An 11283-nucleotide genomic window follows, 5' to 3' on the forward strand; every position below is an offset into this window, starting at 1 on the left:
CCGTTGTTTCATTACCGTGAACCTCAAGCCGCCTTCACGACCTTGTCACCGGCACGATGGATCGGATGCGGTTCCTTCAACTGGTTAGCGATCCGGGTAGCATCGAAATAGGCGCCGTTCGGTGGACGCTTCAGATACTGTCCTGCCCCGCGGACGGCGCGCAGATCGCCATCCGTCCATGCGAGCGCGCCGCGGGTCAGCGTATGAGTCGCCACGCCTTGCACGGTCATACCTTCGAACACGTTGAAATCCACCTTCTGATGATGGGTCTTGACCGAGATCGTCCGGGTTGCAGCCGGGTCCCACACCACGAGGTCGGCATCCGCCCCCACCTGGACCGCACCCTTGCGCGGGAACAGATTAAAAATCTGGGCGGCGTTGGTCGAGGTCACGCGCACGAACTCGTTCGGGGTCAGTCGTCCTTTATTCACGCCGTGATGCCAGAGGATCGACATGCGGTCTTCCACCCCGCCGCAACCGTTGGGGATGCGCGTGAAGTCCTCGCGGCCCATCGCTTTCTGCGACGCACAAAATACGCAGTGGTCAGTCGCCGTGGTATGCAGTTGTCCCGATTGCAGACCACGCCACAACGCCTCGCGATGCTCGCTGGTACGAAACGGCGGGCTCATCACGTGCGCAGCCGCCCTCGTCCAGTCCGGGTCGCTATAGACCGACTCATCGATCACCAGATGCCCCGGCAGCACCTCAGCGAACACGCGTTGACCTTCACTGCGTGCACGCGTGATGACATCGACGGCATCTTTCGACGACACATGCACGATATAGATAGGCACGCCCAGCACCTGCGCAATCCTGATCGCCCGGTTCGCCGCCTCGCCCTCCACTTCAGGCGGCCGCGACAACGGATGCGCTTCCGGCCCCGTGAAGCCCTTCGCGAGCAATTGCTTTTGAAGCTGGAACACGAGCTCGCCATTCTCGGCATGCACGGTAGGCAGTGCGCCGAGTTCCAATGACCGCGCGAAGCTGTTCACGAGCACTTCATCGTCGGCCATGATGGCGTTTTTATACGCCATGAAGTGCTTGAAACTCGACACGCCATAATCATGCACCAGCGTGCCCATGTCTCGATGCACTGACTCATCCCACCACGTCACCGCCACGTGAAAGCCGTAGTCGGCCGACGCCTTCTCCGCCCAGCCGCGCCACTCGTGAAACGCTTCCATCAGCGGCTGCTTCGGACTGGGAATCACGAAGTCGATGATGCTCGTCGTGCCGCCCGACAGCCCTGCCGCCGTCCCCGTATAGAAGTCGTCACTCGCCGTGGTGCCCATGAACGGCAGCTCCATGTGCGTATGCGGATCGATACCGCCGGGCATTACATACTGGCCGGATGCATCGACCGTTTCGGTACCCGCCGGAACATCGAGATCGAGACCGATCTGCAGGATCGTGCCGCCGTCCTTCGGGTCTGCGCACAACACGTCCGCACGGTAGGTACGGTCGGCGTCGATCACCGTGCCGCCGCGAATCAGGATCGTCATCTTGCTGTCTCCCCAGAGAAATCACGCGAAATCAGGCGCTGGCAATCCGCGCCGTCGGGCGCTTGCCCATCTTCATCCATGCGCCGTAAACAATTGATGCAAGCGCGAGGCCCACGAACCATGCATAGGTGTAAAGCGTATTGAAGAATGCAGGTACGTTGGGGAACGACGCGGGAAAGGCCGTGTGCAGGAAGCCGGGCAAGTTGGGCAATACACCCACGAGCAACGCGACCACTGCGGCTATATTCCAGCCGCCCGTGTAGCTGTATTCACCGTTCTCGTTGAAGAGTTCGCGCGTGTTCAGGCGCGTGCCGCGGATCAGGAAGTAGTCGACCATGAGAATGCCCGCCACCGGTCCAAGCAGCGCCGAGTAACCCACGAGCCACGTAAAAATGTAGCCCTGGGTGGTCGCCAGGATCTTCCACGGCATCATCACAATAGCAATGAATGCCGTAATCATCCCGCCCACGCGATACGAAATGCCCTTCGGCCAAAGGCTCGAAAAGTCATAAGCCGGACCTACCAAATTAGCGGCAAGATTGCAGCTCATGGTGTCGAGCGTCAAGATGATCAGCGCCACGCCCACGCCAATGCCCGTCATGCGGCTGGTCAGGTCGATCGGGTCCCAGATCGCCTTGCCGTAGATCACCACGGTTGCCGACGTCACCACCACCGAGATTACCGAGAGTAACGCCATGGGGGCCGGCAGACCAATCGATTGCCCGATGATCTGATCCTTCTGCGAGCGGGCGAAACGCGTGAAGTCCGGAATGTTCAACGCGAGCGTGGCCCAGAACCCGACCATGGCCGTGAGGCCCGGCCAGAAGGTCGCCCAGAACAAACCTTCCTTCTTGCCGCCGGCCACGAACTGCGACGGCTGCGCGAGCATCGCACCCACCCCTCCCGCCTTCGAGGTCGCCCACCACACGAGCGCAAGGCACATGATGATCTTGATCGGCGCGGACCAGCTTTCAAGGAAACGGATGGAGTCCGTACCACGCAAGATGAAATAGACTTGAATCAACCAGAAAAACAGGAAACACGCGAGCTGCCCGAGCGAGATATCAAGGAAGGGCAACGGTGCACCGTGCGTAGTATTACCGGCGAGAATATTGATCAACGTATAGATCGCGCTGCCGCCGAGCCAGGTCTGAATGCCATACCATCCGCACGCCACCACCGCGCGCAACAATGCGGGCAGCCTCGCGCCCTTCGTACCAAACGACGAGCGCACCAGCACCGCATACGGGATGCCATGCTTCGCGCCTGCGTGACCGACGAGGAGCATAGGCACGAGCACGATCATGTTGCCGAGCAGCACGGTCAACACCGCCTGCCACGGCGACATGCCTTCCTCCGTGAGCCCGGCCGCGAGCATGTACGAGGCAATATTCATCACCATGCCGACCCAGAGCGCCGCAAAGTGATACCACTTCCACGTCCGTTGCGCGGACGTGGTTGGCGCCAGGTCGTCGTTATATAGACTGCTGCTGGCGTCGGCCGCGAACTGCGGGTCGACAGAATGCGCTGTCTGCTTCATCAGGTTGATCTCCTCAGGATCGTTGCGGTCCGCGCCCGCGGATCAGGCTGTGATTCCAGTCCGGGCGTCGGCCGTCGGGGCACGTCAGGGACGTTGGCGACAGGCGCTACTTTTTACACGGCTTCTAAACTCTATGCGGCCCTCACGCTTTCTTCAACGTCGGCGTTCACGCGTGCGGGATTGTTCGGATGGGTCGTCCAGTTCGCATATTCGCCGGCATCCACGCGTTCCATCGTGATGCATTGCTCGACCGGGCACACATGCATGCATAAATTGCACCCGACACATTCCGAATCGATGACTTCAAAATGCCGCTTACCATCCTTCTCGCGCATGATCGCCTGATGCGCCGTATCTTCGCAAGCGATGTGGCACAGGCCGCACTCGATGCACTTGTCCTGGTTGATGCGCGCCTTGATATCGTATTTCAGATTCAAATACTTCCAGTCAGTCACATTCTGCACCGCCCGTCCGCGGATATCGTCAAGCGTGGCGTAGCCTTTCTCGTCCATCCAGTTCGAAAGGCCGTCCGCGAGATCGGAGACAATGCGAAAGCCATAGTGCATGACCGCCGTGCAGACCTGCACATTGCCTGCGCCCAGCACCATGAACTCGGCCGCATCCCGCCATGACGAAATACCGCCAATGCCGGAGATCGGTAATCCGGGCGTTTCCACGTCCCGCGCAATTTCCGCGACCATGTTCAGTGCGATCGGTTTAACCGCCGGGCCGCAGTATCCCCCATGCGTACCCTTGCCGTCGACTGTCGGCATCGGCGCCATGAGATCCAGGTCCACCGCGACAATCGAATTGATGGTGTTGATCAGCGACACCGCGTCCGCGCCACCCTTGTAAGCCGCTCGCGAGCTGGTACGGATGTCGCTGATATTCGGCGTCAGCTTGACGATGCACGGCAGCTTCGTGCCCTCCTTCACCCAGCGCGTGACCATCTCCACATATTCGGGCACCTGCCCGACCGCCGCGCCCATACCGCGCTCGCTCATGCCGTGCGGGCAACCGAAATTCAGTTCGACGCCATCGCAACCGGTGTCTTCCACCAGCGGCAGGATCCATTTCCAGTCGCGTTCGTTGCACGGCACCATCAGCGAGACGATCAGCGCGCGATCCGGCCAGTCGCGCTTGACCTCCGCGATCTCCTTCAGGTTGATGTCGAGCGGCCGGTCAGTGATCAGTTCGATATTGTTCAGTCCTGCGATGCGCTGGCCATTCCATTGCACCGCGCCATACCGCGAACTCACGTTCACCACATGCGGGTCGAGCCCGAGCGTTTTCCATACGACGCCGCCCCAACCCGCTTCAAAGGCGCGATTGACGTTGTAGGCTTTATCGGTGGGCGGTGCGGATGCGAGCCAAAAAGGATTCGGCGACGTGATGCCGGCAAACGTATTGCGAAGATCGGCCATGAGCTGGCTCCCTTATTGTGGGATCGTGGGGGTGTTTTTTAAGCGGCCTTGATAGCCGTTGCCGCGAAGAACGCATGGATGGACTCGGCCGCAATCTTGCCGTCCTGCACTGCCTGTACGGTGAGATCGAGCCCACCCGTGGCCGCACAGTCGCCGCCGGCCCAGACGTTGTCGAGCGACGTACGCCCGTTCGAATCCACCGCGATACGGCTGCCGTCGAGCGTGAGCATGTCAGGTTCCAGAGCGTCGGGCACGAGCGTTTGACCGATCGCCTTCAGGACCATGTCGGCTTCAATGACGAAGCGCTCGCCCTGCGGGTTTTCGAATTCAACGCCCGTGACCTGACCGTCTGCATCGGTTAATCGCACGGGCTTCGCGTGCGTAACGATCGTCACGCCGTTCGTCTGCGCGAACTCCTGTTCGGCCCAGGTGGCGCCCATGGTCTCCACGCCGCGCCGGTACACCATGGTCACTGTTGCAGCACCCAGCTTGCGGCTTTGCACCGCTGCATCGATGGCAGTGTTACCGCCGCCGATCACCACCACGCGACGCCCCACCGGCACGCTCGCGAGCACATCCGCCTGCCGCACCTGCTCGATGAAATCGACCGCGTTGTACACCCCTCGCAACGTCTCGCCTTCGAGTTCGAGCGCGCGCACCCCGCCCAAGCCGATGGCAAGGAACACGGCGTCATGCTGCTTTCGCAAATCGCTCAGCTTCACATCGCGGCCGAGCATCACGTCGTTCTTTACTTCGATACCGCCCACCGAATACAACCACTCCACTTCGCGTTGAGCGAAATCCTCGACCACCTTGTACGCCGCGATGCCGTATTCGTTCAGGCCGCCGGGCTTGGGCCGGGCGTCGAAGAGCGTGACCCGGTGGCCATCGAGCGCAAGGCGATGCGCACATGCCAGTCCCGCCGGCCCCGCGCCGACCACGGCCACATGACGTCCCGTGTCCGTCGCGCGTTTGAAAAGCGGCTCGCTGCGCGCCATCGCCCAGTCGGTGGCCTGGCGCTGCAATGCACCGATCTGAACTGGTTTGTCATCCTGATGATTTCTGACGCACGCTCCTTCGCAGAGGATTTCAGTCGGACACACACGTGCGCATGCGCCGCCCAAGGGGTTGGCTGACAGGATGTCCATGGCCGCGCCCTTCATGTTGCCGTTACCAATCTTGCGAATGAAGCTGGGAATATCTATTTTTGTGGGGCATGCATTGATGCACGGTGCGTCATAGCAGTAGTGGCAACGGCTCGATGCCGCAGCCGCCGCAGTGGCATCGAGTAACGGCGCCACATCTGAAAACTGACACGACAGTTGCTCTTGCGACAGCCGGCTGGAGGCAATATCGCCAATGTGCTTCATGGTCATACACGTTCCTTCTTCAAGGTCAGGCAAGCAATGGTCTTTCGACTAAAACCAACCCAGGCTTAACGGCCTGCGCGTTCGAGCATGGCGTGAAGCAGCACGTTTGCGCCTGCCTCAATCCATTCCTGCGAGGCATCCTCGATCTCGTTATGACTGATCCCGTCGACGCAAGGCACGAAGACCATCGACGTAGGCGCGACCTTCGAGAGGTAACATGCGTCGTGTCCTGCGCCCGAGACCATGTCCCGATGCGCATAACCAAAGCGCTCGGCGGCCGCGCGCACGGACTTCACGCATGCGGCGTCGAAGGCGATAGGCGCGTAATAGAAGATCTGTTCAAGCTGCGTTTCGAGCCCCGCGGCGCTCGCGATCTTCTCCACGCCCGCACGCAATGCGGCGTCCATGTTTGCGAGCACGGCGTCGTCGGGGTGGCGGAAATCGACCGTGAAAAACACCCGGCCCGGGATCACGTTGCGCGAGTTCGGATGAACCTGCATCATGCCGACCGTCGCGCACGCCAGCGGCGCATTGTCGAGCCCAATGCGGTTCACCAGTTCGACCACCCGCGATGCCCCAACCAACGCATCGCGACGGCGTGGCATGGGTGTCGGCCCCGCATGCGCTTCCTGGCCGGTCAGCGTGATCTCGTACCAGCGCTGCCCTTGCGCGTCGGTGACCACGCCGATCGTCATGTTTTCCGCTTCGAGAATCGGCCCTTGTTCAATATGCAGTTCAAATGCTGCGTGCAGCTTGCGGCCGCCGCAACGCTCATCGCCTGCATAGCCAATACGCTTGAGTTCCTCGCCAATTGTCTTGCCATCCACATCCTTGCGCGACAACCCGTAGTCGAGCGTGAACTCGCCGGCGAACACGCCGGACGCGACCATGGCGGGCGCGAAACGCGAGCCTTCTTCATTGGTCCAGATCACGACTTCCACCGGATGTTCCGTCTCGATACCGCGATCATTGAGCGAGCGGATTACTTCGATGCCGCCCAGAATGCCGTAGATGCCGTCGAAGCGGCCGCCTGTCGGCTGCGAGTCCGCATGCGAACCCGTCATGACCGGCGCGGCATCGGCATTGCGCCCGGCACGGCGCATGAACACGTTGCCCATCTGGTCCACCTTGACCGTGCAACCCGCTTCCTTCGCCCAACTGACGATCAGGTCGCGCCCTTCGCGGTCGAGATCGGTGAGCGCAAGCCGGCACACGCCACCCTTTGGCGTCGCGCCAATTTTCGCCATCGTCATGAGGCTGTCCCAGAGACGTTTGCCATTGACTCTGATCGACGTATCCAGCGCTGAATCGGTTACCGCGTCCATTTCGCGTTCTCCTTGCGTATTGCTCGATTTAGGGTTTTGACTAATACGAATCTGGTGCATCGGCGTCGGCTTTTGGGGCGCTGGCGCACGGCGGCGGTGCAACATTTATCCGCTCACCTGGTCCGTTTCGTAGCGGTGAATCCATCGCAATCCGCCGCCGCTCAAATCCTGTCCAACTGGACAGGTTGTAGCCGATTAATATTTGCAAATCAACGTCTTTCGGGGTTTCCGATTAGAGTAAAGACATAGCGAGAAGCGTGCCATTGCAATGCAGCAGAGCGCGGAAAAAGCGAAATGACAGGCTATACAGCGGTGACGTCAAAGCGCATAGAATGAGGCGCGATCAAGATGGAGAAGGCGCACAGCGCCATGCAAGGAAAACAATGAGAGATGATGAAGCGACAGTAGAGGCGACGAAAAGCGATGTTGCGCCCGTTCCATTGCGGCGGCGCAAGGCACACATTCGCGAGACCAATGAAGCGCATCTTTTGGCGTGCGCCGAGGCCGTGTTCGCCGAGCGCGGACTCGAAGGCGCGAGCACGGCGATGATCGCGGAACGTGCAGGCTTGCCGAAAGCTAACCTGCATTATTACTTTCCGACCAAGCTGGCGCTGTATCGACGCGTGCTTGAGGATTTGTTCGAAGACTGGCACCGCGCCGCCGATACCTTCGAGTCAAGCGATGACCCGGTTGAAGCAATCGGGGGTTATGTACGCACGAAAATGGAATTGTCGCGGCGGCGTCCGCTCGGCTCGAAGGTGTGGGCGAGCGAGATCATTCACGGCGCGGTGCACATGCAGGACATCTTGAACGAGCGCGTGAAGCCGTGGCTTGAGACGCGAGTGATCGTGATCGACGGCTGGATTGCACGCGGCTTGCTCGCCCCCATCGACGCGCAGACGCTAATGTTCATGATCTGGGCGACGACCCAGCACTATGCGGATTTCGATGCGCAAATCCGGGCGTTGAAAGGCAAACGCGCGTTGACGCAGAAGGCGTTCGATGCCTCCACGGAGGAGGTGGTGAAACTGGTGATTCGCGCGTGCGAGGCGAAGTCGCCATAGTGAAGATGGCGTTGCGGGGTGCGCGGTTATCGGGCAAGCCCAATGCTCGGGATGCCGGGCTGTTGCCGCGAGCATTTTAGTTCCGAACGTCGCACCTTCCTGTTGCAGGATCAAGACTTAAGCACGCTGCGCAAGCCACAGTAATGGACTGCCGAACGAAATCGATTCGGAAAGCGCCTGCCAATAGAAACTTGCGCAAACGTACCAATTTTGATGCCATTCAGCAATCCAAAACCACGGCCCCTTTTGAATGCTCAAGCCAGTAACTGTCGTCTTAGATGTTCGGTTTTTCAGCACAGATGCCGGCAATGAAGCTGTGCGCGACTGGCTTAGAGAACTTGGCGCAGCCGACAGAATGACGATTGGCGAGGACATCAAGACTGTGCAGATCGGCTGGCCGCTCGGTATGCCCTTGGTACGGGAGATGGGCAGGACATGTGGGAAGTGCGGATCCACCTGCACAGGCGTATTGCCCGTGTCTTGTTCACCGTTGTCGGCGATCAGATGGTCCTGCTGCACGGCTTCATCAAGAAGTCGCAGGACACGCCGCAAGCAGATTTGGATGTGGCGAAAGATCGTATACGTCAGCTTTGAAAGCTTAAGTCTCACACGCAATGGAGTGCGTCATTGCTTGGCAAATCGCCCGGGAAATGAAGGCGCAAAAGATCACCAGGACTGAAATGGCGTCTCGCATGAACACCAGCCGCGCGGCGCTCAAGCGCCTACTCGACGAAACCGACACAAGCCTGACGCTTGCCACGCTCGCCAGCGCGGCCGCGGCGCTTGGCAAGCACTTCCGCCTCGAACTGGCCGCTTGATGCGGCCTGTCGTCTCCGGTCTGCCGGGCCAGTGCCACCGTCCACGTCAGGAGTGCCCCTAAGCTGCGAAGCAACCACAGGTGTGACGATTTTGACCACCTGTGATCCGCTACCTCCAAGGCTGCCCAAACTTCCAACCCTGCGCAGACGCGAACGAAAAAAAACCCGCCGGCCGCTTGACTGCGGAGGGCGAGTTTTTCATTTGGCGCTACATCCGAAAGAATGAACTGTCATTCAATCGAGTGTTGCGCCGGACCTGATCCAGTCAGGTCCGCTTCACACTTGCTCAGCGTCGGCTTAGTGACCGAAGAACACCGAACCGGGAGCATTTTGTACCGGTGCAGCCGAGCTACGAACGCCCACTGCCGAGGTACCGCTGGTCGAAGGACCATACGCCGTTGCTGCCTGACCATTTTGTGCATCTACACGAGCCTGAGCTGCCTGAATGTTCGCCGGGTAGTCAGTCTGGTCGGCAGTCGGGTTGTACCCTGCCTTTTCCAGCTGAACCAGTTACGCCTTCACTTCAGCACGCGTCAGCGGGCCGTTGTTGTCAGTGCTTTGCGCAAACGCGAACGTCGGAGCTGCCAATGCCGACACGATAACAACTGCGGGAATAAGTGACTTGAACATGGTGAAACCTCCGGTATTTTGTTTGTGGTCTCGAAACAATCTCAAAGGGATATAAGCGTTTTCTGAATTTGTTTCGGATGTAAGAAGTCTATGCTTCGAAACCTTGAGGGAAAACCCTTATTTCCGCGAAACATCATTGTTGAGATCGCAACAATCGCGTGGAAATGCCCGGCAAACAGGAATTAAGAGGGGAAATTCGGAATTTATTACTGAATAAAGCGGACGGGCGCTTTGGAATTCGAGGAATCGCCCGCGCTACAGTGGGCTGTGTTGCAGTTTCCACAAGAATTCGACCCGAACCCGGGGAGGGTTCGGCACAGAGGACGGACCAGGGTTGACCTAGAAATGGCCTGTGAATTGATAACGGTCGCCGGGATGCCAAAGGTTCGCCACCGACGCCACCGCGTCCCGCGACCAGGTCCGCCGATGCAGCATGAGGCACGGCTCGCCGGCTTTCATGGCGAGCGCGAGGCCCGTGCTTTCATCAGGGAGCGCCGCTTCAATCCGATATTCGACACGCTGCAAAGGCGCGGCAACCATCAGGTATTGATTCGGCGTGATCTTGGTGAAATCCTGGCGCGCATATTCAGGCGCAAGCGCGGGGTTGACCCAGCGTTCTTCCAACTGGATCGGCAAGTCGTTTTCGAAGTGCAGCACCCGCGAGTGAAACACCGGGCTACCTTCAGTAAGTTGCATTTCCAGCGCGAGACGTTCGTCCAGTACAGATGCGCCCAAGTGCATCACTTCGGCCCGATGCACATGGCCGCGGCCGGTGATTTCGTCGGAGATGCTGCGAATTTCAACGAGCGTCGACGCATATTTCGGCTGCGCCACGAACGTGCCCGCGCCTTGCACGCGTGTCAGGATCTGTTCGGCGGTCAATTCGCGCAACGCACGATTGACCGTCATGCGCGCCACCTTGAAATCGCGCGCCAGTTCGTTCTCGGAAGGCACCTGGTCGCCTTCCTTCCATTCCCCCGCGTGAATGCGCGTGAGAATGTGATCCTTGATTTCCTGATACGCGGGCGTGCTCATGCTGGGCGTCTGGCGTCCGGTTAAACGTGCGGTTGAACGTTGGGTTGAACTTCCGAAACAAACGAAAGCGGGCAATGGTTCGCAATTTTGCCGCTGACCACCTGCTTCGCGATCGCCTCGATATCCGGTGCGAAATAATGATCGAGATCGTAGTGCGCGACTTCCGAGCGCAGCGTCTTCATCACTTCGGCGAGGCGCGGGCTGGTTTGATGTGGCGCGCGAAGGTCCACGCCTTGCGCGGCCGCCAGCAATTCGATGGCAAGAATATGCGCGACGTTTTCCGCAATATAACCGAGCTTGCGGGCGGCGAACGTCGCCATGGAGACGTGATCTTCCTGATTCGCCGATGTCGGCAATGAATCGACCGATGCCGGATGCGCGTAGGTCTTGTTCTCCGACGCCAGCGCCGCAGCCGTCACATGCGCGATCATGAAGCCCGAATTCACGCCGCCATCGCGTACGAGAAACGGTGGCAAACCGGAAAGCGTCGCATCGATCAGCAACGCGATCCGGCGCTCCGCCAGCGCACCAATTTCCGCAGCGGCGATAGCGAGGTTATCGGCGGCGAATGCAAC

At 59.6% G+C, this 11283-nt stretch carries 8 protein-coding genes and 3 pseudogenes; 3 read left to right on the forward strand and 8 right to left on the reverse strand.

Annotated elements, in window-relative coordinates; translation table 11 throughout:
* Nucleotides 1-23: 23 nt before the first annotated feature.
* From hydA to BSU04_RS10100, 5 genes are all read right to left on the reverse strand, one after another.
* Entirely contained in the window at nucleotides 24-1502 is a 1479-nt protein-coding gene (hydA, locus tag BSU04_RS10080) for a dihydropyrimidinase (protein ID WP_089160483.1), read from the reverse strand.
* Nucleotides 1503-1533: 31 nt separating this feature from the next.
* Nucleotides 1534-3042, reverse strand: a complete 1509-nt coding sequence (locus BSU04_RS10085; protein WP_089160484.1) for an NCS1 family nucleobase:cation symporter-1 — start codon at nucleotides 3040-3042, stop codon at nucleotides 1534-1536.
* Nucleotides 3043-3173: 131 nt separating this feature from the next.
* Nucleotides 3174-4466 (reverse strand): NAD-dependent dihydropyrimidine dehydrogenase subunit PreA, encoded by a 1293-nt coding sequence (preA, locus tag BSU04_RS10090; protein ID WP_089160485.1) that lies wholly within the window; start codon nucleotides 4464-4466, stop codon nucleotides 3174-3176.
* Between the two features lie 38 nt (nucleotides 4467-4504).
* Nucleotides 4505-5842, reverse strand: coding sequence for an NAD(P)-dependent oxidoreductase (locus BSU04_RS10095; RefSeq protein WP_089160486.1), 1338 nt, complete (start codon nucleotides 5840-5842; stop codon nucleotides 4505-4507).
* Between the two features lie 59 nt (nucleotides 5843-5901).
* A complete protein-coding gene (locus tag BSU04_RS10100) occupies nucleotides 5902-7161 on the reverse strand; it encodes a Zn-dependent hydrolase (RefSeq protein ID WP_089160487.1) in 1260 nt (419 codons plus the stop codon).
* 383 nt (nucleotides 7162-7544) lie between these two features.
* Here BSU04_RS10100 and BSU04_RS10105 point away from each other — a divergent pair, with 383 nt between their 5' ends.
* The 3 genes and pseudogenes from BSU04_RS10105 to BSU04_RS10115 form a co-directional block, all read left to right on the forward strand.
* Nucleotides 7545-8225: a TetR/AcrR family transcriptional regulator gene (locus BSU04_RS10105; protein ID WP_089160488.1), complete on the forward strand. Its 681-nt coding sequence runs from the start codon at nucleotides 7545-7547 to the stop codon at nucleotides 8223-8225.
* A 250-nt stretch (nucleotides 8226-8475) separates the two neighbouring features.
* A pseudogene (locus BSU04_RS10110) lies at nucleotides 8476-8819 on the forward strand (type II toxin-antitoxin system RelE/ParE family toxin).
* Between the two features lie 17 nt (nucleotides 8820-8836).
* Nucleotides 8837-9043 (forward strand): annotated as a pseudogene (locus tag BSU04_RS10115) (Fis family transcriptional regulator); the annotation flags it as partial.
* Between the two features lie 297 nt (nucleotides 9044-9340).
* Here BSU04_RS10115 and BSU04_RS10120 read toward each other — a convergent pair.
* The 3 genes and pseudogenes from BSU04_RS10120 to BSU04_RS10130 all read right to left on the reverse strand — a co-directional run.
* Nucleotides 9341-9673: pseudogene (locus BSU04_RS10120) on the reverse strand (DUF4148 domain-containing protein).
* Nucleotides 9674-10012: 339 nt separating this feature from the next.
* Nucleotides 10013-10708: a histidine utilization repressor gene (gene hutC / locus BSU04_RS10125; RefSeq protein ID WP_089160490.1), complete on the reverse strand. Its 696-nt coding sequence runs from the start codon at nucleotides 10706-10708 to the stop codon at nucleotides 10013-10015.
* 20 nt (nucleotides 10709-10728) lie between these two features.
* Nucleotides 10729-11283 (reverse strand): aromatic amino acid lyase (locus tag BSU04_RS10130; protein ID WP_179258271.1); only part of this gene is annotated, 555 nt, incomplete at its 5' end.

Origin of the sequence: Caballeronia sordidicola (assembly GCF_002220365.1) — a bacterium.
GTDB classification, from domain to species: Bacteria; Pseudomonadota; Gammaproteobacteria; order Burkholderiales; family Burkholderiaceae; genus Caballeronia; species Caballeronia sordidicola_C.